Below are 21318 nucleotides of genomic sequence, written 5' to 3' on the forward strand. Positions count from 1 at the left end.
GGTCGGGTTAAAAAATCGCAAGTTGCACAATCGGTTGCGCCTGTTCCGCACAGCGAAAAAAGAAAGGGCCGGCAGAATTGCCGGCCCTTGATTGCGAAGAGATTTTTGAGGCGCGATCAGTAGCGCGCGACCGCCGAATTGGCCCAGTTGAAGCGGTAGTTGACGCCCGCCTTGAAGGTGTGGTCGTCGGTCGTGAAGTTGCCGGTGCCCACCAGCGGGCCCGCGGTGAAGTGTGCGTCGCCGAAATTGTAGTACTGGTACTCGGCCTTGGCCGACCAGTTCGGGGCGAACATGTATTCGAGGCCGGCGCCGACGGTGTAGCCGTTGCGGTGATCGCCATCGATGATGAAGCCGGTCGGCACGCCGCCAATCGTCACCTTCTCGTTGTTGTCCGAATAGGCGTAGCCGCCCTTCACGTAGAGCAGGCCCGGACCCCAGGTGTAGCCGACGCGGCCGGTGATCGAGCCGAGGCCACGCTGGTCGTTGCTGTAGGCGACGCCGCCCGGGAACGCCGCACCGACGCTGCCGGAGAGCCAGGAATACTGGCCTTCGACGCCGACCAGGAAGTTCGGGTTGAACTGCCAGTCAGCACCGACCTGCACGCCGCCGAGGAAACGGCCGTTGCCGTTGTTGCCGGTGGAGAGGCCGTTGAAATTGTTGTCGCTGGAGAACGCGCCGCCGACATGGCCGCCGACATAGAAGCCCGTCCAGTTGTAGATCGGCGCGGCATAGGCCGGCGCAGGCGCCTTGTAATAGTTGCGGTTGCCGAGATCGGCGCCGACGGCCGGCGCGGCAGCGCCCACCACGAGCAGCCCAACGGTCGCAAACAAAATCTTCTTCATCGTCTTGAACTCCAGCACTTTGGTCCCCGGCAGACGCGCTGTCCGCGCCGTCGTTGGTTTTGCAGATAGCTCGCTTTTGACGAAAATGCTGTCACATCCGTGGCACAGCGACAGCCAACCTAACTTATTGGGCTGTAAATGATTTTCGTGCTTAATGGCGGCTTAAGAAGTGGTGAAGGAAGGCTTAACGTCGCACGTCTCGGGTAACTTGCGCATGTCTCTCGTTAACCAAGCCGCCGCCGTACCTCATCGCGCATCTGCGCGCGGAAGGCCGAGCGCCTTGCAGGCCGGTCTTCCTCGCGGACGTCGTGGCGATCGAAGACGTCGAACTTCTCCATGATCGGATAGCGCTCGCTCGCCATCGCCAGCACGCGCAGCACCTTGGTTGCGGACGGCGTCGGCCCGCTCACTTCCCAGCGCCGGATGGTGTCGGCGCCGCCCTTCTCCGGCAGTCCGCAAAGCTTGGCCATGTCGGCCGCGGTGAGCTTGCGCTCGAGGGCATCGGAAAGGTCGTTGCGGAGCTGCTTCAGTTCGGGGCCGGTCATGCTGCTTGCGTCCAGGGAAGTCACTGAAGGCAATGCACTAGCGCTGATTCGGGTCCATCCGAAGGCGAGTGGTCGTGATAGTGTGTCCATGCCGGTCGAGCGTCAGCGAGGCGAAATCGCATGCCTGTGTTCAAGCTGCCCCTGTCGGGGGATGTCGTCCAGTCCATTTATCCGTCGTTCTTCAGTCCCACCGGCGGCCAGTTCGGTCTCGTCAACATCACGGTGGGGCAATCCTCGGCGCCAGATGTCGAGAAGGACGTGCTGTCGGATGTCGCCGGTTACGGCAAGCAGATCGGACAGATCGCGGACGCGCTGCTGGCCGTGGTCGAGCATCTGGAGTCGCGGCCCGACCACGCGCTCGCTGACGATCCGGCGATCGTCGCCTTCAAGGCGCTGATGCACTCCGTCGCGACAGTCAAGGAGCGACATGGCCGCAAGGCATGTCGTCCGAAGCGACGATGACCACGGCAGCGGTGTCCGGGTCAGGCACATTCGGGCGTGCACGAAGTTATGAACGGGTACCCATGGAAATTCCGCGTTGAATGAACACATGGCACAATGGGCTCGCAGCCAATGAAGGGAACCGCCATGACAAGCATCAAACCCGCCATTGCCGCACTCATCACTGTCGGACTGCTTGCCGCGCCTTTTGCAGCCGAAGCGAAGAAGGCCCGGCCGAGCCGGCATCACTACAGCACGAGCGTGGTGGCCCCGACCTATGGCGCCGCCGCATTGCCGGTCGCGCAGCCCAGGACCTCTTACGGGTCGTCCGGACAGACGGTCGGGACAGTCACGGCGCCCTCGATCGGATCGTACAATTGGCCGTCGGTCGGCGTGACCAATTCGGTGCCGACCTGGAGCAACACCACGAGATAGAGAACACGCCGCCAGGCGCGCCGGCGACTGTCAACGCACACCCGGCGCGAGGCCTGAGAGCAGGTAGAGCGCGACCAGCAATGTCGCGACCGACAGCATCGTCGTGACCGAGACGGTGGCCGCGACCAGCTTCTCCTCGACCTTGTGCTCGTGCGCCAGCACATAGACGGTCTTCGCCGTCGGCACGGCCGCGCATATGACGGCGGCGACCGTGTAGAGCGGGTTGAGGCCAGTGACCACGCAAAGTCCGTAGACGATCAGCGGCATCACCACCAGCTTCACGGTCGCGAGCGCGAACGATGCTTTCAGGTTGGATCGCAGGCCGTCGACCGACAGGCCAAGCCCGATGGCAAACAGTGCGCAGGGCGTGAGCGCGGCGGCAATGATGTTCAGATAGGCCGCGACGGGCGCCGGAATCGGCAAGCCCGTGATCGCCCAGACGAGACCGATCAGCGTCGACAGCACCATCGGATTGAGCAGGATCTGCTTCACCAGCCCGGCGGAATGGGCAGGGCTGCGCACGTCCCTTTCCAGCAGGATGACCGTGAGCGGAAACATCACGCCGGCGACGAACACCGTCGCCACCGCGGCGGGCAAGACGGCGGGCTGGCCGTAGATCGCGTGCAGGATCGGGAGCGCCACGAAGCCGGTATTGGTCATGGCCGCCGCCATGCCATGGATCGTGCTGCTGGCGAGGTCGTGCTTGCCGTCCGCACGGACCGCCAGGAAGACCAGCGCGAAGCAGAGGAGGGAGCCGCCGCCGAACGCGAGCAGGAAGCGCCATTCCAGCAGGTTGCGCGCCGGCTCCTGGGCGATCGTGACGATCAGCAGCGCCGGCATCGCCACGTTGTAGGCAAAATGCACCAGCGCGTCCGCAAGCGAGCGGGAGAGATAACCGAGTTCGCCGGCAAGCCAGCCGGTGACGATGATTGCGAACACGGGAAGAACGAGGCTGGCGACCTCCATCCGGCGTCCCCCTCTGCCAAGCAGCGTCGCCATTCTAGCCTGGCGATGCATGCTCGTCACGGTTCAACTGGATGGCGCCGTCCTCGACCAGACGGCCTGTGGCCTCAGGCGCCCCTGCCGGTCTGTTGACCGAACACGCAGCGCCATCCAGCCAGGCGTTCGGCCGGATGCTGGTTCATCCATTCGGCGAGCTGCGGCGCGCCCATCAGGCAGGACTGCATCGAGACGTTGGCGAAGTCCGAGGTGGTGACGATCTGCTCGTGACAATTTGCCGGAGAGGAGAGGCTGCAGAGCACAGCGATGATCTTGATCACGCCAGATTTCCTGCGTCGCCGTTGGCCGCGCGACCGATCGTCGCCTTGCCCTGCGGCTCGCCGCTCGGATCAGCCGGCGGAAAAATGCTGTCGTAGATCGCGCGTGCCTCCTGAATGAGGCGAACGCGCTCGCGCTCGGATTTCGAGATAAACTGAATAACCTGGCCCATATCGGCTCCAATGGATCGGAAGTCCATCATCAGATGATGGAAATCATTCCATGCGAATCTGGGGTGTCGGCCTCTGTTTCGCATCTGTGCGGCCGGTCACGAGGGATAAAAAGCCCGTGAGTGTTCCGTCGCCCGAAGAGGAGCGGAATACCTTGGCTGATGCGCTGGCCTGACGTTGCCGGCGCGCGCTGCTTGCGTCCCGGGACCGCTGCAAGCAAGGCACGACATGCGAGCATCCTCCGTGCGGCGGCGAGCCAATGCGCCGGGAGTGCGCCCGTGCGCCCCTGTTCGGCTGGAGCTGCTCGTCGCGCTATCGTGATGGAGCGCCAGGCCCTGCAGTGTGATCGTATTGCGGCACATTTTCACGCGCGTGGAGTTGTAAGATTGCTCAGTGCACGAGTGGTTCGACGAGCGAACGGCCGACGCGACTGAGACACCGCGCCCGAAAGGATTAGCCATGACAGGAACGAGACGCTCGATTGCGGTACTTATCGCGGTCGGATTTGCGGCATCGCCATTCGCTGCAGGCGCGCAGACGTCTGCGGCGGGCACCCAAGGCAACACGGGCGGTCTTTCCGGAGCGCCAGCAACGCAAGGCACGACCTATGGAAGCTCCGGACAGACCGTCGGGACCGTCACGGCGCCGTCGGTCGGAACGTCTAATCAACCATCGGTCGGCGTGACCAACTCAGTCCCCACCTGGAAGAACACCAACCCTCCGGGCAAGTAGCAACCGCGATCGGCCGACTCACGCCGCCGGCGCGGGCTCTTTCCGCCCGGGCACCGCCGCCAGCAGTTCGCGCGTATAGGCGTGCTCCGGCGCGGCGAACAGTTGTGCGGTCGGCTTCAATTCGACGATGGCGCCGCGCTGCATCACCGCGATGCGGTCGCAGATTTGCGCCGCGACGCGCAGATCGTGGGTGATGAACAGCATCGAGAGGCCAAGGCGCGCCTTGAGGTCTTCGAGCAGTCGCAACACCTGCGCCTGCACGGAGACGTCGAGCGCGGAGACGGCTTCGTCGGCGACGATGATCTCGGGTTCGAGCGCGAGCGCGCGCGCAATGCCGATGCGCTGACGCTGGCCGCCGGAGAATTCATGCGGGTAGCGGTCGAGCGCGCCGGCGTCCAGTCCGACCATCTTGAGGAGATCGCGGGCGCGGTCGAACGCCACTTTCGGATCGATGCCGGCTGCGATCGGACCGTCGGCGATGATGTGCCCGACCTTGCGGCGCGGATTGAGCGAGGCGAACGGATCCTGAAAGATCATCTGGATGCGATGGCGCTCGGCGCGGAGCGCCTTGCCCGACAGCGAGGTGAGATCGGTCTCGCCGATCCGCACCGTGCCGCGGTCGGCTTCGATCAGTCGCATCACCAGACGCGCTACCGACGATTTGCCGGAGCCGGATTCGCCGACGAGGCCGAGCGTCTCGCCCTTGAGGATGTTGAAGTTGACTTCGCGCGCGGCATCGACGCGGCGGTCGTCGCGAAACCAACCGCCTGATGTGACGTAGGTCTTGTCCAGCCCGATCACCTCGACGGCCCTGGCCTGGTCATCGAGCGGCTCGCGCGCCGGCGGGTCCATCGACGGCACGGCGGCGAGCAGCGCCTTGGTGTAGTCATGCTGCGGATTGTTGAAGACGGAGCTAGCGGGGCCTTCCTCGACGACCTTGCCATGCCTGAGCACCACGACCTGGTCGGCGATGTCGGCGACCACGCCGAAATCATGGGTGATGAACATCACCGCCATGTTGCGGTTGCGCTGGAGGTTGCGGATCAGTTTCAGGATCTGCGCCTGCGTGGTGACGTCGAGCGCGGTGGTGGGCTCGTCCGCGACCAGCACTGCGGGCTCGAGCGCGAGCGCCATCGCGATCATGGCGCGCTGGCGCTGGCCGCCGGAGAGTTGGTGCGGATAGGCGCGGACAATGCGCTCGGGGTCGGGCAGGCCGACCTCGCGCGCCAGCGATAGGGCCTTGGCGCGCCGCTCCTTCGGCGTCAGCAGGCCGTGGGCCTCGAACATCTCCGCCATCTGGTCGCCGATCCGCATCAACGGATTGAGCGCGGTCATCGGCTCCTGAAAAATCATCGCGAGGCGGCGGCCGCGCAGATCGCGCCAGCCGTCGTCGTCGAGCTTGAGCAGGTCGCGGCCTTCGAACTGGATCTCGCCGGAGGTGACGGTGACCGTATCAGGCAGAAGGCCCATCAGCGCATGCGCGCACATCGACTTGCCGGAGCCGGATTCGCCGACGACGCAGACGATCTTGCCGGGCCGCAAATCCAGCGAAACGCCGTCGACCGCGAACGGACGCTCGGCGCCCTTGGGCAGCGCGATCCGCAGATTCTTGATCGAGACGGCGGGCGGGGCGGTCATCATCAGCGGCCCTCCCGCGACAGGCGCGGATTGAGCGCGTCGTTGAGGCCTTCGCCGATCAGGTTCAGCCCGAGCACCGAGATCAGAATGGCGACGCCGGGAAACACGGTGATCCACCAGGCCTGGCGGATCACGGTGCGGCCGGCGCCGACCATGTAGCCCCAGGAAATCAGATTGGGATCGCCGAGCCCGAGGAACGCCAGCGAGGATTCCAGCAGGATGGCGGTCGCCACCATCAGCGAGGCCAGCACGATCACCGGCGACAGCGCGTTGGGCAGGATCTCGCGCAGGATGATCCAGGTGTTGCTCTGGCCCGTGACCACCGCGGCCTGGACATATTCGCGCGTGCGCAGCGACAGCACCTCGCCGCGCACGAGGCGGGCGACCGGCGGCCAGCTCACCACCGCGATCGAGGCCACGATCGAATAGATCGAGGGCTGGAGGATCGCGACCAGCACGATCGCGAGCGCAAAGCTCGGAATGGTCTGGAAGAACTCGGTGAAGCGCATCAGGGCGTCGTCGACCTTGCCGCCGAAATAGCCGGCCATGGCGCCAATGGGAACGCCGACGACCAGCGCGACCAGCGTTGAGACGAGACCCACCAGCAGCGAGACGCGCGCGCCAAAGATCATGCCGGCGAACACGTCGCGGCCGAGCGCGTCGGTGCCGAGTGGCACGGTCGAGAGCGTGAAGGGCGGCAGGAACGGCCGCTGCACCATGCGCCAGGGTGAATTCGGGAACAGCATCGGCCCGAACACCGCGATCGAGATCGCAAGGACAAGGATGACGAGCCCGACGACGCCGCTCGGGCTCTTCAGCATCGATTTCCAGAACTGTTTCATGAAGCGAATTCGATGCGCGGGTCGACCAGGCGGTAGACGAGGTCGGTGATGAGGTTGAAGATCAGCACCATGGCGGAGCAGATCACGAAGACGCCGAGCAGGAGGTTGTAGTCGCGCTGGAGCAGCGCGTCGTACATCAGACGCCCGATGCCGGGCCAGGCGAATACGGTCTCGGTGATGACGGCGCCGCCGATCAGCGTGCCGGAATGCACACCGGCCAGCGTCACGACCGGCAGCAGCGCGTTGCGCAGCACGTGGCGACGCTGGATCACGGCATCGGAAAGGCCCTTGGCGCGCGCGGTCTTGACGAAGTCGAGGCGCTTCACCTCCAGCATCGAAGCGCGCGTCATGCGGGTATAGGTCGCCATGAAGAACAGGCCGAGCGTCATCGCCGGCATGATCAGGTGCTTTGCGACGTCGACTGCGTGGGCAATGCCGGTGAGGTTGGCGCCGACGGTCTCGTAGCCGAAGCTCGGCAGCCAATCCATGGTGACCGAGAACAGGAGGATTCCCATCAGCGCCACCCAGAAGATCGGCATGGCGTAGAAGATCAGCGCGAACACGGTGATGGCCGTGTCGAGGAAGGTTCCGGCAAAGCGCGCGGCGAAGGTGCCGAAGAGAACGCCGAGCATGAGCGAGATCGCGAATGCGGTCAGTGTCAGCAGCAGCGTCGCCGGCAGCCGCTCGCCGATCAGCTTCACGACCGGCGCCTGCTGGCGGAAGGAGAAGCCGAGGTCGAGCGTGACGACGCCCTTGACGTAGATGAAGAGCTGCTCGGGCAGCGGCTTGTCGAGGCCGAACTTTTCCCGGAGCTGCTTGACGAAGACCTGGTCACTGGCACCGGCCTCGCCCGCCATCACGACCGCGGGGTCGCCGGGCGCAAGCCGGATCAGGCAGAAATTGAGAACGACGATCGCGAGCAGGACGATCACGCCCTTCACGATACGCTGAGCGACGAAGGAGAGCATATTAGAGAGTCATCTCTTGTAGCGTGACCTGGAGCCACGGAGACACTGGGCTCCCTCGCCCCGCTCTTGTCCGCCGAAGCCTCGACGAAGGCGGATGCGGGGAGAGGGTTGGGGTGAGGGGGACTCTCCGCGGGGACGGTGATAGTTGGACTCGCGGAGACTCCCCCTCACCCGAATGTGCGCTATGCGCACATTCGACCTCTCCCCGCGAGCGGGGAGAGGTGAAGAGGGCAGTCATCACTTGTCCAGCCATGCGTCCTTGAAGCCGTCATTGACGCCGATCCCCGTGGTGATCAGGTTCTTGACCTTGCAGCGGGTGATGGTCGGGAATTGCAGTTCGAGCATCCAGGCCACCGGCACGTCCTCGACCAGGATTTTTTGCGCCTTCTCGTAGATCTCCTTGCGCTTCGAGTCCGGCGTCGCGGTCGCGCCGTCGGCGAACAGCTTGTCGATCTCCGGGTTGGAGTAGCCCTCGACGTTGTTGAAGACCTGCCCCTTGGCGATGTTGCTGGAGATATAATTGCGGCCGACGCCGAGCGCGGGATCGCCATACTGGTAGAGATAGGTGAAGGCGATGTCGTAGTCCCAGTCGCCGATCTTCTGGTTGCCGCCGGCAACGTCGGTGGCGATCGTCTCGATGTTCATGCCGACGTCCTGGAGGTTCTGCTTCACGGCTTCACCCCAGCGCTGCCAGGTTTCGCCATAGGCGAGCGGCAGCAGGCGGATCTTCTCGCCCTTGTAGCCGGCTTCCTTCAGCAGCGCCTTGGCCTTGGCCGGATCGTAAGGGTATTTCGGCACGTCGTCGGTGTAGAACCTTATGGTCGAGGCGGACGGGCCTGTCGCCACCTTGCCGAGCCCGTTCCAGATCACGTCCTTGGCGAAATCGCGGTCGATCGCGAACATGATCGCCTGCCGCACCCGCTTGTCGGCGAGCGGACCCTGGCGGTTGTTGAGCCATAGCCAGGCGAGCGGCGAGAAGAACTCCCAGCCGGCGCCGGTGACGCAGGTGTCCTTCAGCTTGGACAGCCGCGGCACGTCGAAATTCTCGACCGAGCCGCCGGGCAGCACGTCGACCTTGCCGGTCTCGTACGCCACCGAGCGCGCGGCGGCGTCGGGAATGATCTGCCAGTAGATCTCGTCGAGATAGGGCTTGCCCTTTTCGTGGTAGTTCGGGTTCTTGACCAGGCGGATGAACGAGCCCTTCTGCCACTCCTTGAACATGAAGGGGCCGGTGCCGACCGGCGCGTTGTTGTAGGGGTTGGTCTTCCAGTCGGTGCCTTCATAGAGATGCTTCGGCACCATCGGCATCGAGCCGACCTCGAAGATGCCGAGGAACGGTCCGAACGGCTGCTTCAGCGTGAACACCACCGTATAGTCGTCCGGCGTCTCGATCTTGTCGACCTGCGCCAGATTGGTGCGGGCACGCGCATGCGTCTGCTTCAGCATCTCCATCGAGAACAGGACGTCGGCGGCGGTGAAGGGCTTGCCGTCATGCCAGGTCACGCCCTTCTTGAGCTTGAAGGTGTAGGTCTTGGCGTCCTCGCTGACGCTCCAGCTTTCGGCAAGCTCCGGCAGCGGCTCGAGCTTGGGGCTGTAGCGCAGCAGGCCCTCGAAGATGTTGCCCGAGACCATTTGAGTCGGGCCGTTCTGGACCTGCGCAAGCATCAGGCCGGGCGGCTCGGGCTGGATCACGGCGTTGATCACGCCCCCCGTCCTCGGCTCTTGCGCCAGCGCCGAGGCCGTGAGGCCGCAAGCCAGGAGGGCACCAAGCAACACTCGTTTTGGCATGTCGTATCTTTCTCAAGCGAGACCGGCCGAGAACGCTTCGCACGTCATGGCGCGCAAAGCTCCGGCCGGCCCATCCCAGTCCCCATCCGGTATCGAGGCTCACACAGTCTCATTCGGGGCCGCAAGATGAAAGTCTCGACAGTGTTCGCACAAAAAATGTACAGCGCGTCCTGTTTTCACTTGATTCATTGTCTTGTCACGGAGACAAGTCGGCCATGGACAATGCCAGCCGCTCCGAACGATCCCGTAACGCCGCACTCGAAGCGGCCATCGCGATCATCGCGCGCGCCGGGCCGGGCCGGCTGACGCTGGATGCGATCGCGCGCGAGAGCGGACTCAGCAAGGGCGGCGTGATGCATCAGTTCCGCACCAAAGAAGCGGTGCTGAAGGCGTTGCTCGACCGGCAGATGGCGCATTTCGAGGAGTTCGCCACCAGCACCATGGCAAAGGTGAGCGCGACCTCCGCGAATCCCAATCTGGCGACCCAGCTCGCGACCGTGCGCGAAGCGGCCACCTCGCCGAATTCTGCCGCGCTGGCGCTGGTTGCGGCCATGGTCGAGAATCCGAGCCTGATGGCGCTGCCGCGCGAGCGCGAGATGGAGAGGATGGCGGCGATCAGGGAAGAGGCCACTGATCCTGATCTCGCGATGCTGCGCTGGGCCGGCGCGATGGGACTCCTGCTGAGCTCGTTGTTCGGCATGTCACCGCTCAGCAAGGACGAGCACCAGCGGCTGTTCGCGCGTCTGCTCGACGACGCGCAGTGGACCGGCCTCGCGCAGCCGGGCGCCAAGCGCACCGCCAAATCCGGCGCGCCTTCGGCGGCAAAGGCCGCAACGCCGCGCAAGCGCGCCTGATTCATCGTTAACGATTTCCCGCCGATCGCTGCCCAAAGCCGCGCCTGCGGCCAAATGTGCCATGCCCGCGTTTTTGAACTTTACAAACCGTCTAGTCGGTTTTATAAATCGACACACTGAGACGACTCAAGGCTTCCGAGATGGCCCCGGACGAAGCCTTGGGTTGGCACTGGTGAGCGCCGCAGCCGCGTCTGGTCCCGTACGCGGCTGCGGTCGCCACTGCCTGGGCAGCAAGCCGCTAGAGGAGTCTGGAATGAATCGCTCGATCGCCCTGCGCGGTCTGGGAACGCTGCTGCTCGGCGCAGCCGTCGCGGGCTGCGCCACCGTCGCGCCCGTGCCGTATTCCGGGATGGCGTCCTCAGCCTACATGGCTCCGGACAAGTCGGACGCCTCCGGCCGCGTGCCCTACCGCTATTCCACGCCGGTCGACTGGCGCGCTTATAACAAAGTCATCCTCGAACCGGTCGTGGTCTATCGCGGCAGGGATCACCAGTTCGGCGACATGTCCGACAAGGACAAGGCGACGCTTGCCGCCTACATGCAGAACCGTTTCGCCGAGGGTCTGCGCGGCCGCTTCGCGCTGGTGCGCGAGCGTGGGCCGGAGACGCTGCGGATCAGGCTGACACTCACCGGCGCCGTCGCCAACACGCCGGTGCTCGGCACGCTCTCCCGCTTCGACGTCGCCGGCGCCGTCTACAACGGCGTGCAGGCCGCGCGCGACGGCGAAGGCACCATGACCGGCTCGGTCATCTACGGCGTCGAGATCTTCGACGCCGCCGCCGCGCGCCTGCTCTCCGCCTACGTCACCAAGCAATACCCGGCTGCCTACGACATCAAGGCCACCGCCGGCGCGCTCGCCGCCGCCACCGCTGGCCTCGACAAGGGCGCCGACGCGCTGATGGCGCAATTGAACTGACGCCGCGACCCATCCAACGAAAGGTGCCGCAGATGAACATTGTCCTTCGCTTCGTGCTGCGCGTTGCGATCACGATCCTGATGATGGTGTTTGGCGGCCGCGCCGGCGCCGCGGCGCCGCCCGACCCCAGCGGCACCTGGCTCGTCCAGGACGGCCGCGCGCGCATCAGGCTCGAGCGCTGCGGGCCGTCGCGCGACCGCATCTGCGGCTTCATCGTCTGGATGAAGGAACCGGCCGACAAGCGCGGCCAGCCCTATCGCGACAAGGAGAATCCCGATCCCGACAAACGCGCCCGCGCGCTGCTCGGCCATCAGCTCATCATGGGTTTGCAGGCGACGCCGGAGGGACAGTTTGCCGGCGAGATCTACAATGCCGAGGACGGCAAATCCTATTCGGTCTCGCTGTGGCGCGACTCCGCCGATCGCCTCAAGCTCAGGGGTTGCCTGATCAAGTTCCTGTGCCAGACCCAGACCTGGCAGCAGACCCTCGACGTGCTGCCCGGCCAGCTCGTCGGCCTCACCGGCGATCTCAACGGCCCCCGCGCCGACAAGGAATGGGCCGCCGTGCCGGCACCGAAGCCGATACAGGCCAAAGCCAAGTAGCGGATTGCTTCTCTAACCATTCACGTGGTTTCCGGTACGCCGACGGCTGCACTCGCAATGACGACGTGATGGCGGTCGCATATTGCGCGCCTTCGAGATTTGACCGGTTGTTCGCCAAAAGCTATCCTTCCGTCCCGCTGGGTCGTCCAATCTGAATTTGCACGCGCGAATTCCTCGTTCCGGGGGCGCACCTATGGAATGGTCAGCCAAGCCCTCTCGTGCCGATCGGCCCTTCGGCAGTTGGGCCGACGATCTCGCTGCGGCCTTTGTCCGGCTCGAGCCGCGTAAAATCGCCGACCGTCCCTTCGAAGGTTCGATCGCGCGTACCGACGCTGCGTCGGTCCAGATTTCGCTGGTGAAAGCCACAGGGCACTGCGTTCTCCGGCTGCGGCCCCATATTGCGCGAAGCACGGACGATCTCTGCTTCGTCAATCTCCAGCTCGAGGGTCTGGGCCGCACGACGCGGCGGGGACACGAGCAGGTCTGTGCGCCCGGCGACCTCGCGGTCGCCGATACGACCGAGCCGTTCGAGATTGCCAACGGCCGCGACTTCCGCCTCTTTTGCTTTGCCGTGCCGCGGCGGCACCTGCCAAAGAGCTTTACGGATTCTCCGCGGCTTGCGTTGTCGAGGACGGAAAATGGCCGCGCGTTGTCGCGCACGCTCGCGGGCTATGCCGAGCTTTGCCTGGCAGCACCCGCCGTTGCGGCAAGCAGCGGCACGCATGTGGTCGAGCTGATCGCGCATGCACCGGAGATGCTGGGTGAAATGCCGGTTGCGCGCGTGAATGCGCCCGTGCTGCTGTCGATGATGCTCGACCATATCGACCGCCACAGCGACGATCCCGGTCTCGATGCCGAATTGCTTGCCCGGAAGTTCCGCTGCTCGGAGCGCTATGTGCACCGGTTGTTCGTCGCGACCGGCCGCTCCGTCGGCGAGCATGTCGGCGATCGGCGGATCCTGATCTGCGCCCGCGACCTGCTCGACGCGCAGCATCGTCACAAGACCATCTCCACGATCGCGTATGAGGCCGGCTTTTCCGACATCTCGCACTTCAACCGCCTCTTCAAGCGCAGCCACGGCCTCGCCCCGCGCGAATTTCGCAGGACGAAGGGGAAGGGCGAGTAGTTCACCTCCAGCCAAGAATTAGGTCGCTGCCGACCAAGATTTTCCGCCCTCGCTCGGCTCACCCTGGTGACCTGCCGGAGCGAGGGAGATGTTCGATGGCGATTGATTTCACGCTTTCACCTGCGCAGCGCGCGTTGCAGCTTCAATCGCGAAAATTCGCGGCGGAGGTCTTGGCCGGCGCCGGCAAGGCCGAGTTGCTGGCGACGCCGGAAGAGCGCTTCCTCGCGACGAAGCCGACCTATGAGGCGATGGTCGCTGCCGGTTATCTGCGCAAATGCATTCCGGCGCCGGCGGGCGGCGACAATGCCGGACTCATCGACATGGCGATCCTGGCGGAAGAATTCTACGCCGTGAATCCGAGCGTGACGCTGACCATGCTCGGCACGGTGCTCGGTCTGCTGCCAATTCTGCTTGGTGGCACCGCGGAGCAATGCGCCCGCCTGCTTGCACCGTTCCTGAAGACGAGCGGCGCTCCGCTTGCGGGCTTCTGCTCCTCGGAACCCGGCGGCAGCGCCAATGCTGCCGCACCGCCGCCGGGCGAGGGCGTGCGCACCACCGCAAAACGCGAGCTCGGCAATTGGATCATCAACGGCCGCAAGAAATGGGTGTCGTCCGCCACCGGGTGGGATCGCAATGGCGCCGACGTGTTGTGCGTGGTGTGCCGGACCAATCCCGCCGCGCCACCGGAGCAGGGTGTCTCCATCATTGCGGTCGAAGGCCCGGTGCATGGCATCGTGTTCGAACGCGCCATTGATTCGATCGGCCACCGCGCTCACCTCGTGCCGGAATTCAGCCTGCGTGCCGTCACCGCGCCGCACGGCAATCTGCTCGGGCAGGAGGGGGGCGGCTTGATGCTGGCGTCCGCCGCCTTCACCGGCACGGCGGCGCTGGTCGGCATCTTCGGCGTCGCCATGATGCGGGCCGCCTTCGACTTCGCACTGCATTTTGCCCGCACCGAGAAACGCGGCGGGGTACAGGCGATCATCGAGCATCAGGCGGTCGGCTATGCACTCGCCGATGCCAAGACCACTATCGAAGCCGCGCGCTACCTGAGCTGGCGGGCCTGCCATGCGCTCGATACGCAATCACCGGGCGCCGACGAGCTCGCGATCCAGGCCAAGATCTTCGGCTCCGAAGCCGCGGTGCGGGTCATCACCGACCTGATGCGCGTGGTCGGCATCGACAGCTATGATCACGCGGCGCCGTTCGGCCGCTTGTTGCAGGACGCGTTGGCGCTGCCGATCTTCGACGGTGGCAACATGGGCATTCGGCGGCGCCAGCTCCACGCGATGCTGATGCGGCCCGATTACGATCCACTGACCGCGTGCGGAGGAGCCTGAGACGACGCGTCGTATCTGCATCCGCCCTTTGCCCATTTGCGGGGAGAGGGAGTTCTCTACCCCAACCCCGCGCGCCGGAACCCTTCCAGATAGTGCTCGCGATCGGCGTCACTGGCCCAGGGCAGCTGCGTTGCGATCCAGTGCAGCGAGATGTTGGGCTGGGTACGGCGGAGTTCGCCCAGCGCCATCTCGGCCAGCGCGCCGTCGCCGGTCATGCCGGCGGACACCGCGAGCACGCGGTAGGCACCGGTGAGGTCGCCGCGATGGCGGATCGCCTCGCGCGCCAGCGCGATCGCTTCGTCGTAATGCCGTTCGGTGAAGCGCGCATAGCCGGCAATGCCGTAATAGATCGCCAGCGACGGATCGCGCGGCGAGAGCCGGATCGCCCTCTGCGCCGCATCGAACGATTCCCCGGAACGACCGGCGTAGGACAGCGCCAGGGCGTAATAGCCCTGCGCCAGCGAGAAGTTCGGGTTGAGCGCGAGCGCCTGCTCGAACTCGGACAGCGCGTCGGAAAGCCTGCGCGTCGAGAAGAAGACGCTGCCGAGCGCGGCATGGGCCCAGGCATCCTCGTGGTCATGACGCACCGCGGCGAGCGCGGCGGCCTCCGCGATCGGCACCGTCGTGGCAAGCTCCGCCCAGCCGAGATGGACGCCGAACATGTGGCTTGCCGCCAGCACCGACAGCGCCTGACCGTAGTTCGAGTCGATCGAAATGGCGCGTTCGAGCAATGCCTGCGCAGCCTTGTGGTCCTGCTGCGTCACTCGCCAGTAATGCGACAGCGCGCGCATCAGCAGGTCCCAGGCATCGAGGCTCGCGGGCGGCTTGCGGTCGGCGCGAAAATTCTCGGCCGCATGGATCTGCGGCTCGATCGCCGCGACGATCGCGTTGGTGATGTCGTCCTGCACGGCGAAGACGTCGACAAGCTCGCGGTCGTAGCGCTCGGCCCAGAGATGGCTGCCGGTGGTGGCGTCGTTGAGCTGCGCGGTGATGCGCACACGGTTGTCGACCTTGCGCACGCTGCCTTCGACGATGTAGCGGACGCCGAGCTCCTCGGCGATCTGCCTGATATGAACCGAGCGCCCTTTGTAGGTGAAGGACGAATTGCGGGCGATCACCATGAACCAGCGCTGCTTCGACAGCGCGGTGAGAATGTCCTCGCTGATCCCGTCGCCGAAATATTCCTGCGCGGGATCGCCGCTCATGTTCTCGAAGGCGAGCACTGCGATCGCCGGGCGGTCCGTCACGGCGCGCACCGGGGCAGGGCCGGGTTCCACCGGCGCAAGCGTCGCTGCCACATCTTCCCGGACTTCGCCGACGAAGCGAAAGCCCTTGCGCGGGATCGTCTTGATCAGCCGCTGCGTCGCGCCGTCGTCGCCAAGCGCCTTGCGCGCGGCATTGATTCGGCTGTTCAGGGCGGAATCCGAGACGATGCGGTCGCTCCAGATCTGGCTGATCAGGTCATCCTTGCTGACCACACGGGCGCGTTGCGCGACCAGATAGAGCAGCAGATCGAACACCTGCGGCTGCAGCGGCACGGCTGCGCCGCTGCACGTCAGTTCCCGCAGGTCGCCGTCGAGCACGTTGTTTTCAAAGAGAAATCGCACGTTTCTGTCGTCTCAAGCAAAAATCAAAGTGGTCTCAGGCGAAAATCAACCGTCCGTGAAAGTCAGGGGGTGTCCGATCCGGCATGGTGCGAACACTAAACAGTGCCGATGCCTCGGCACAACGGAGCGTTCTATGACCCAACTTGATCACCAGCTTCATTCCATCGGCCCGGAGGTTGCGGGCTCACGCATTTTCAAATTCATCGGCTTTCTGTACGGAATTGCGGCATATCTCGTGTTTTTCGTCACCATTCTCTACGCCATCGGCTTCGTCATGGGGCTGGTGGTGCCGAAGACCATCGACACCGGAACCGACACGCCGACGGCCGAAGCCGTCATCATCAATCTACTGCTGATGACGCTGTTCGCCGTTCAGCACAGCGTGATGGCGCGCAAGCAGTTCAAGGCGTGGTGGACGCAGTTCGTCCCCAAGCCGGTCGAGCGCTCGACCTACGTGCTGTTCGCGAGCCTGTCATTGCTGCTCCTGTTCTGGCAGTGGCGTCCAATGCCTGCGGTCGTATGGGATGTCGGAAACCCGGATCTCGCCGTGACGCTGGTCACGCTGTCCCTCGCGGGCTGGGTGCTGGTGTTCGCCTCGACCTTCATCATCAATCACTTCGAATTGTTCGGATTGCACCAGGTGACCAACCATCTCGTGGGCAATGAGGCGGCGCCGCCGCGCTTCAAGACGCCGTTGTTCTACAAGTTCGTTCGTCATCCGATCTATCTCGGCTTCATCATCGCGTTCTGGGCGGCGCCGGTCATGACGGCGGGCCATCTGCTGTTCGCGGCCGTGACCACGCTCTACATCTTCGTCGGCATCGCGCTGGAGGAGCACGACCTCGTCGATCTCTTCGGCGACGAATACCGGCAGTACAAACAACGGGTGTCGATGCTTATTCCCTGGCGCAGATCGGTATAGCCGTAGCATCTTTCCGCCGCGTCCACCGAAAGGAGGACGCGCGGCGGAACCGAAGCGCGTAACGGACGTTGCCGGCCTCCAGCCCTCAACGTCCCTCGGGGTGATTCCCTCCGCTCCGACGCCTCTCCCCGCATCCGCCTTTGCCGGTTTATCGGCGAGCCGGAGCGGGGAGAGGAATTTCAACCTTCATCCAACGGAGACGACCCAATGAAACATGTCGGAAACTGCTTCTGTGGCGCGGTCACAATCGAGGTCACAGGCGAGCCGGCGGCGATGGGCTATTGTCATTGCCGCTCCTGCCGCTCGTGGTCGGGCGGACCGGTGAATGCCTTCAGCCTGTGGAAGCCGGAAGCCGTGCGCATCACCGAAGGCGCCCAGAACGTCGAGACCTTTGCCAAGACGCCGCTCAGCCAGCGCAAATATTGCAAGAAGTGCGGCGGTCATCTCATGACCAACCACCCGCCGCTCGACCTGATCGACGTCTTCACCGCCACCATCCCCACGCTCGCATTCACACCCGGTGTTCACGTCAACTACGCCGAGACGGTGCTGCCGATGCGCGATGGCCTGCCGAAACTGAAGGACTTTCCGGCCGAGTTCGGCGGCAGCGGCGAGATGATGCAGGAGTAGGGTGCACTTACCCTCCCCTGGAGGGGGAGGGTCGATCGCGCGAAGCGCGAGCGGGGTGGGGGATCTCTCCACGCAGGCAGTGTTCATTGTGGAGAGACCGTCACCCCACCCCGTCTCTCATCTTCGCTGCGCTCAGATGCGAGCCGACCCACGGGCGAGCTACGCTCGTCCCGGACCCCTCCAGGGGAGGGTAAACAGCATCACCTCATTCCCGCGCGCCGAAACCCCTGCAGATAGTGCTCGCGATCCTCTGCCCGCCGCATCGGCAGCTCGCGCGTGAGCCAGGCCAGCGAGATGCCGGGCTGGGTGCGTTGCAGGCCCCGCAGCGCGTACGCCGCGAGTTGAGGATCGCCCAACATGCCGGCGGCGGCCGTCAGCACGCGATGGGCGCCGACGAAATCGGCGCGCTGCCGCATCGATTCCCGCGCCATCTGCACGGCGCCCTCATAGTTGCGGCCGATGAACTGGGCATAGGCGGCTACGCCGCAATAGATCGCCGCGAGCGGATCGCGCGGGCTCAGCCGCAGCGCGCGGCGAGCGGCGGCATCGCCGTCTCGCCATCTCCCGGCGTAGCACAGCGTCACGCCGTAGAAAGCGTGCGCCATCGCAAAATTCGGATTGAGTTGCAGCGTCAGCTCGAACTCAGCCAGCGCGTCGTCGAAGCGGCGGCGGAACAAATAAGTATAAGCCAGACCGTGATGGGCCCAGGCGTCCTCGCGATCGGCTTCCACCGCCGCGAGCGCCGCGCGTTCGGCGACCGGCACGGTCATGGCCATGTCGGCCCAGCCCATATGCGCGCCGAAGATATGGCTGGTCGCGAGCAGGCCCAGCGCCTTGCCATAGGCGGGATCGATCGCGGTCGCCTGTTCCAGCAGTCCTTGTGCGGCGGCGTTGTCCTCGCGCGTGATGCGCCAATAATGCGACAGCGCACGCATCACGAGGTCCCAGGCGTCGAGGCTGCCCGGTGGCTTCTGCTGGGCACGAAAGCTTTCGGCGGTATAGAGCTGCGGCTCGATCGCGGCGACGATCGCCTCGGTGATCTCGTCCTGCACGGCGAAGATGTCGGCAAGCTCGCGGTCGTAGCGCTCGGCCCAGAGATGGCTGCCGGTCGAGACGTCGTTGAGCTGCGCCGAGATGCGCAGGCGATCGCCGCTGCGCCGCACGCTGCCTTCGAGCACATAGCGTACGCCGAGCTCGCGCGCGACTTCGTGCATGTGAACGGCGCGGCCCTTGTAGACGAAGGAAGAGTTGCGGGCGACGACGAAGAACCAGCGCAGCTTCGACAGCGCCGTGATGATGTCCTCGCTGATGCCGTCGGAGAAATAGTCCTGCTCGCGGTCGCCGCTCATATTGGTGAAGGGCAGCACGGCGATCGCGGGACGGTCGGGCAGCGCGAGCGCCGCCTGCGGCGCCTGGGCGACACGGCCCGGCTCCGGCAAGGCCGCGCCGCGCTGCGTCTGGACAGCGCCGACGAAACGAAAGCCCTTGCGCGCGATGGTGCGGATCAGCGCCTGGTTGGCTCCGCTGTCGCCGATCGCCTTGCGCGCCGCGTTGATCCGGCTGGTCAGGGTGGATTCGGAGACGCTGCGCCCGTGCCAGATCTTGTCGATCAGCTCATCCTTGCTGACCACCCGGTCGCGGTTCTCCATGAGGTGGACGACGAGGTCGAAGACCTGCGGCTCCACGGCCACGGGAACCTGCTCGCGGCTCAGCTCGCGCCGGTCGGTGTCGAGAAGGTGGTCCCGGAACATAAACTGCACGTCGAAAACTCAACCCTCGCAATGACATCAGGCAATGATGAAATCAGAATGGATTTCGACTCTAAGACTGTGAGTCCGCTGAGCGGCCTGCCGGGTTCACCACGATCGCGTGATGGCTGCTATGCCGTTTTCGGATAGGAATGCAACTTGAATGAGAATGTGGCGGGTCTGGTGCGCGGGCTGCGCACATAGCCCGATCTTGCCGCGCTCACAATTTATCCCGTCCCCCTGAAGTGGCCGCCTTGTCACGGCCCTCGAAGGGCGACGGCCCGGCTGCATCGCGGCCGCTCATCACTTCGAGGCGCTTCGTGCGCCGCCGCGCGTCGCACGCTTCGCATCTCAGGATGACGGGGTGATGGAGCGATGCGCCGTCGTAATGTCGTCGTACGGCATCGAATGTGTGGCGAGCCATGAATGTCCATTGCCGAACAGCGCGGCCCGCGTAAGCTGCTCTCACACAAACGCAAACCATAAAGAAACGCCCATGCCCGCTTTTCCCGCCTCGACGACCATGCTCGATTCCATGCTGTTCCGCGACGCCTTCGGCACGCCCGAGATGCGCGAAGTGTTTTCCGATGTCGCGCTGGTCGGACGCTATGCCGAGGTCGAGGTGGCGCTGGCGAAGGCGGAGGCGAAGTGCGGCGTGATCCCGCAGGAAGCCGCCGACCAGATCGCGGCGCGGACCGACGTCGCCGCATTCGATTTCGATCTGCTGCGACAGGAGACCGACATCGTCGGCTATCCGATCCTGCCGCTGGTGCATCAGATGGTGAAACAGTGCGGCGAGGCCGGCCGCTACGTGCATTGGGGCGCAACCACGCAGGACATCATGGATACCGCGGTGGTGCTGCAATTGCGCGCCGCGCTCGGGATCGTCGAGCGCGACATCGCCGAGCTGCGAAACATCCTCGCGGACCTCTCGAAGCGCTACCGCGACACGCCGATGGCCGGCCGCACCCATCTCCAGCAGGCGCTGCCGGTGACGTTCGGCTACAAGACCGCGATCTGGCTCGCGATGTTCGACCGCCACGCCGAGCGGCTCGTGCAATTGAAGCCGCGCGTGCTGGTCGGACAGTTCGCCGGCGCCGCCGGAACGCTGGCCTCGCTCGGCGGCAAGGGGTTCGAGGTGCAGGAGGCGCTCTGCGTCGAGCTCGAGCTCGGCGTTCCCGCCTCGACCTGGCACGTCGCGCGCGACGGCTTTGCCGAGGCCGTGAACTTCCTCGCGCTCGTCACAGGCTCGCTCGGCAAGATCGCGCTCGACATCATGATCATGGCCTCGACCGAGTTCGCCGAGGTCTACGAGCCCTTCGTCAAGGGCCGCGGCGCCTCCTCGACCATGCCGCAGAAGCGCAACCCGATCTCCTCGGAGCTGATGCTCGCGGCGTCCAAGGCGGTGCGCCAGCATGCCGGTCTGATGCTGGATGCGATGGTGCAGGATTTCGAGCGCGCCACCGGGCCCTGGCATGCCGAATGGATGGCGATCCCGGAAAGCTTCGTGCTGACCGCCGGCGCGCTGCACCAGGCGAAGTTCGCGCTCGCAGGCCTCATCGTCGATGAAAGGAAGATGAACGACAATCTCGCCATCAGCCGCGGCCAGATCGTGGCCGAAGCGGTCATGATGGGGCTGGCGCCGCAGATCGGGCGGCAGGAGGCGCATGACGTGGTCTATGATGCCTGCCGGCTCGCCAATGAGAAGGGTCTGACATTGGCGGACGCGCTCTCGTCCGACCCCCGCGTCTCCGTCAGGATCGACCGTGCCACGATCGAAGCGCTGACTTCACCGAAAAATTACCTCGGCCTTGCGCCTGCCATGGTCGACCGGGTGCTGAAATCGGCAACGCGTTGAAAACCAAAATGCGCGAAACTCCGTATCTCTCCGTGT

At 64.9% G+C, this 21318-nt stretch carries 22 protein-coding genes; 11 read left to right on the forward strand and 11 right to left on the reverse strand.

What is annotated here, in order from left to right; translation table 11 throughout:
* Positions 1-116: 116 nt before the first annotated feature.
* Positions 117-842, reverse strand: coding sequence for an outer membrane protein (locus tag ACVJ5M_RS07495; protein WP_063986055.1), 726 nt, complete (start codon positions 840-842; stop codon positions 117-119).
* A gap of 224 nt (positions 843-1066) precedes the next feature.
* Positions 1067-1387, reverse strand: coding sequence for a hypothetical protein (locus tag ACVJ5M_RS07500; protein WP_456679269.1), 321 nt, complete (start codon positions 1385-1387; stop codon positions 1067-1069).
* Positions 1388-1507: 120 nt separating this feature from the next.
* On the opposite strand from ACVJ5M_RS07500, the gene ACVJ5M_RS07505 reads away from it, so the two are divergent.
* Both ACVJ5M_RS07505 and ACVJ5M_RS07510 read left to right on the forward strand, forming a co-directional pair.
* Complete coding sequence (locus ACVJ5M_RS07505; RefSeq protein ID WP_063980791.1) at positions 1508-1849, forward strand: hypothetical protein; 342 nt, start codon at positions 1508-1510, stop codon at positions 1847-1849.
* A 126-nt stretch (positions 1850-1975) separates the two neighbouring features.
* Entirely contained in the window at positions 1976-2263 is a 288-nt protein-coding gene (locus tag ACVJ5M_RS07510) for a hypothetical protein (RefSeq protein ID WP_063986056.1), read from the forward strand.
* A gap of 30 nt (positions 2264-2293) precedes the next feature.
* Here ACVJ5M_RS07510 and ACVJ5M_RS07515 read toward each other — a convergent pair whose 3' ends face one another.
* From ACVJ5M_RS07515 to ACVJ5M_RS07525, 3 genes are all read right to left on the reverse strand, one after another.
* The gene (locus ACVJ5M_RS07515) at positions 2294-3229 is read right to left on the reverse strand and encodes an AEC family transporter (protein WP_063980792.1); all 936 of its coding nucleotides are present in this window, start codon (positions 3227-3229) and stop codon (positions 2294-2296) included.
* A 104-nt stretch (positions 3230-3333) separates the two neighbouring features.
* Positions 3334-3543 (reverse strand): hypothetical protein, encoded by a 210-nt coding sequence (locus ACVJ5M_RS07520; RefSeq protein ID WP_028148688.1) that lies wholly within the window; start codon positions 3541-3543, stop codon positions 3334-3336.
* Positions 3540-3713: a hypothetical protein gene (locus tag ACVJ5M_RS07525; RefSeq protein ID WP_187387912.1), complete on the reverse strand. Its 174-nt coding sequence runs from the start codon at positions 3711-3713 to the stop codon at positions 3540-3542. Before ACVJ5M_RS07525 ends, ACVJ5M_RS07520 begins: the two co-directional genes overlap by 4 nt.
* A gap of 457 nt (positions 3714-4170) precedes the next feature.
* On the opposite strand from ACVJ5M_RS07525, the gene ACVJ5M_RS07530 reads away from it, so the two are divergent.
* Positions 4171-4443: a hypothetical protein gene (locus ACVJ5M_RS07530; protein WP_084794951.1), complete on the forward strand. Its 273-nt coding sequence runs from the start codon at positions 4171-4173 to the stop codon at positions 4441-4443.
* Positions 4444-4461: 18 nt separating this feature from the next.
* Here ACVJ5M_RS07530 and ACVJ5M_RS07535 read toward each other — a convergent pair whose 3' ends face one another.
* From ACVJ5M_RS07535 to ACVJ5M_RS07550, 4 genes are all read right to left on the reverse strand, one after another.
* Complete coding sequence (locus ACVJ5M_RS07535; protein WP_063986057.1) at positions 4462-6081, reverse strand: ABC transporter ATP-binding protein; 1620 nt, start codon at positions 6079-6081, stop codon at positions 4462-4464.
* 2 nt (positions 6082-6083) lie between these two features.
* Positions 6084-6923 (reverse strand): ABC transporter permease, encoded by an 840-nt coding sequence (locus ACVJ5M_RS07540; RefSeq protein ID WP_028148686.1) that lies wholly within the window; start codon positions 6921-6923, stop codon positions 6084-6086.
* Complete coding sequence (locus ACVJ5M_RS07545; protein WP_063980795.1) at positions 6920-7891, reverse strand: ABC transporter permease; 972 nt, start codon at positions 7889-7891, stop codon at positions 6920-6922. The genes ACVJ5M_RS07540 and ACVJ5M_RS07545 overlap by 4 nt, the downstream gene beginning before the upstream one ends.
* Before the next feature lie 237 nt (positions 7892-8128).
* Complete coding sequence (locus ACVJ5M_RS07550; protein WP_063980796.1) at positions 8129-9679, reverse strand: ABC transporter substrate-binding protein; 1551 nt, start codon at positions 9677-9679, stop codon at positions 8129-8131.
* A 215-nt stretch (positions 9680-9894) separates the two neighbouring features.
* Between ACVJ5M_RS07550 and ACVJ5M_RS07555 the strand changes: the two genes are divergently transcribed.
* The 5 genes from ACVJ5M_RS07555 to ACVJ5M_RS07575 all read left to right on the forward strand — a co-directional run bounded on the left by ACVJ5M_RS07555 (position 9895) and on the right by ACVJ5M_RS07575 (position 14517).
* A complete protein-coding gene (locus tag ACVJ5M_RS07555; protein ID WP_063980797.1) occupies positions 9895-10533 on the forward strand; it encodes a TetR/AcrR family transcriptional regulator in 639 nt (212 codons plus the stop codon).
* Between the two features lie 253 nt (positions 10534-10786).
* The gene (locus ACVJ5M_RS07560) at positions 10787-11449 is read left to right on the forward strand and encodes a DUF3313 domain-containing protein (protein WP_063980798.1); all 663 of its coding nucleotides are present in this window, start codon (positions 10787-10789) and stop codon (positions 11447-11449) included.
* Between the two features lie 32 nt (positions 11450-11481).
* Positions 11482-12051: a DUF2147 domain-containing protein gene (locus ACVJ5M_RS07565; RefSeq protein ID WP_063986058.1), complete on the forward strand. Its 570-nt coding sequence runs from the start codon at positions 11482-11484 to the stop codon at positions 12049-12051.
* A 193-nt stretch (positions 12052-12244) separates the two neighbouring features.
* Entirely contained in the window at positions 12245-13177 is a 933-nt protein-coding gene (locus ACVJ5M_RS07570; RefSeq protein WP_354099832.1) for a helix-turn-helix domain-containing protein, read from the forward strand.
* A 95-nt stretch (positions 13178-13272) separates the two neighbouring features.
* Positions 13273-14517 (forward strand): acyl-CoA dehydrogenase family protein, encoded by a 1245-nt coding sequence (locus ACVJ5M_RS07575; protein WP_063980800.1) that lies wholly within the window; start codon positions 13273-13275, stop codon positions 14515-14517.
* A gap of 56 nt (positions 14518-14573) precedes the next feature.
* On the opposite strand, the gene ACVJ5M_RS07580 is transcribed toward ACVJ5M_RS07575, so the two are convergent.
* Entirely contained in the window at positions 14574-16124 is a 1551-nt protein-coding gene (locus tag ACVJ5M_RS07580) for a winged helix-turn-helix domain-containing tetratricopeptide repeat protein (RefSeq protein ID WP_208089065.1), read from the reverse strand.
* A gap of 133 nt (positions 16125-16257) precedes the next feature.
* On the opposite strand from ACVJ5M_RS07580, the gene mddA reads away from it, so the two are divergent.
* Together mddA and ACVJ5M_RS07590 are read left to right on the forward strand one after the other, a co-directional pair.
* A complete protein-coding gene (gene mddA, locus ACVJ5M_RS07585) occupies positions 16258-17046 on the forward strand; it encodes a methanethiol S-methyltransferase (protein ID WP_063980801.1) in 789 nt (262 codons plus the stop codon).
* Positions 17047-17253: 207 nt separating this feature from the next.
* Positions 17254-17676 carry a GFA family protein gene (locus ACVJ5M_RS07590; RefSeq protein WP_028148676.1) on the forward strand — a complete coding sequence of 141 codons (423 nt, stop codon included), beginning with the start codon at positions 17254-17256 and terminating at the stop codon, positions 17674-17676.
* Between the two features lie 200 nt (positions 17677-17876).
* Here ACVJ5M_RS07590 and ACVJ5M_RS07595 read toward each other — a convergent pair whose 3' ends face one another.
* Positions 17877-19436, reverse strand: coding sequence for a winged helix-turn-helix domain-containing protein (locus ACVJ5M_RS07595; RefSeq protein ID WP_063980802.1), 1560 nt, complete (start codon positions 19434-19436; stop codon positions 17877-17879).
* Between the two features lie 484 nt (positions 19437-19920).
* On the opposite strand from ACVJ5M_RS07595, the gene pcaB reads away from it, so the two are divergent.
* Entirely contained in the window at positions 19921-21282 is a 1362-nt protein-coding gene (gene pcaB / locus ACVJ5M_RS07600) for a 3-carboxy-cis,cis-muconate cycloisomerase (protein ID WP_354097748.1), read from the forward strand.
* Positions 21283-21318: the final 36 nt, after the last annotated feature.

The organism is Bradyrhizobium sp. S3.7.6, from assembly GCF_054061875.1.